This window comes from Paenibacillus sp. E194 (genome assembly GCF_000935845.1).
GTDB lineage: Bacteria > Bacillota > Bacilli > Paenibacillales > Paenibacillaceae > Paenibacillus_B > Paenibacillus_B alvei_B.
In genome coordinates, this window is record NZ_JMDX01000518.1 from 1 (window position 1) to 967 (window position 967).

Annotated in this window: 2 protein-coding genes; both read left to right on the top strand. The window is 44.1% G+C overall.

Going from position 1 to position 967, the window contains the following annotated elements; genetic code table 11:
- A partial coding sequence (locus tag AZ66_RS29320) for an IS3 family transposase (protein WP_044358187.1) occupies positions 1-228 on the top strand: 228 nt, incomplete at its 5' end.
- Positions 229-285: 57 nt separating this feature from the next.
- On the top strand, positions 286-967 hold a 682-nt coding region (locus AZ66_RS29325), incomplete at its 3' end, for an IS1182 family transposase (protein ID WP_044358188.1).

The window sequence follows — 967 nt, forward strand, 5'->3', positions numbered from 1 at the left end:
TGCTGGGACAATGCGTCCATGGAGACGTTCTTTGGTCATATGAAGGATGAGCTTAACTACAAGGACTGTAAATCTCTTAAAGAGCTCCGTCTACGGGTCAATGAGTACATGACCCACTACAATTCTGAACGCTACCAATGGACATTAAAAAAGATGACTCCTGATGAATTCGAGGCCACTGAAAAAGTCCATCTTATGTTAAAGGTACAGCTTCCTCAAGAAAATTGAGGAAGCTGTACCTTTTTTCGCTTATAATGAAAGCATCATGGAGAGCGGGTGAGCGAGATGATTCGTCAACAACAAACCTTGGTTCTGAGTCCTTATGCGGCTTTGTATGACATCGTCGTGCCGAAGGACAACATGCTCCGTCAAATTAATGAACTGGTGGACTTCACCTTCATATACGGGGAACTGGAAGCAAAATATTGTTTGGATAATGGACGCAACGCCATCGACCCCATTCGCATGTTTATATACTTACTGTTGAAAGCTATCTTTGAACTGTCTGACGTAGATATTGTCGAGCGTTCGAAGTACGACATGTCATTTAAATATTTCCTCGGAATGGCACCAGAAGACTCGGTAATCGACCCGAGTTCCCTGACGAAATTCCGCAAATTGCGATTGAAAGACATGAATCTGCTCGACATGCTCATCGGTCAGACAGTAGCCCTTGCAATCGAGCAAGATATCTTAAAGAGTACCTCTATCATCGTAGATGCTACACATACGAAAGCGCGTTACAACCAGAAGTCACCGCAAGAAATCCTACAAGACCGTGCTCGAAAGCTGCGTAAGGTTGTTTACAGCATGGACGAGTCGGTCAAAACAAAGATGCCAGCGAAGAACATGAACAACGTACTTGAAGACGAAATCGCATACTGCCAAAAGCTTGTCGCCTTTATTGAAAAGGGATCTGGAATCGCACAGGTGCCAAAAGTTCTGGAGCCGCTTAATCTTCTAAAAG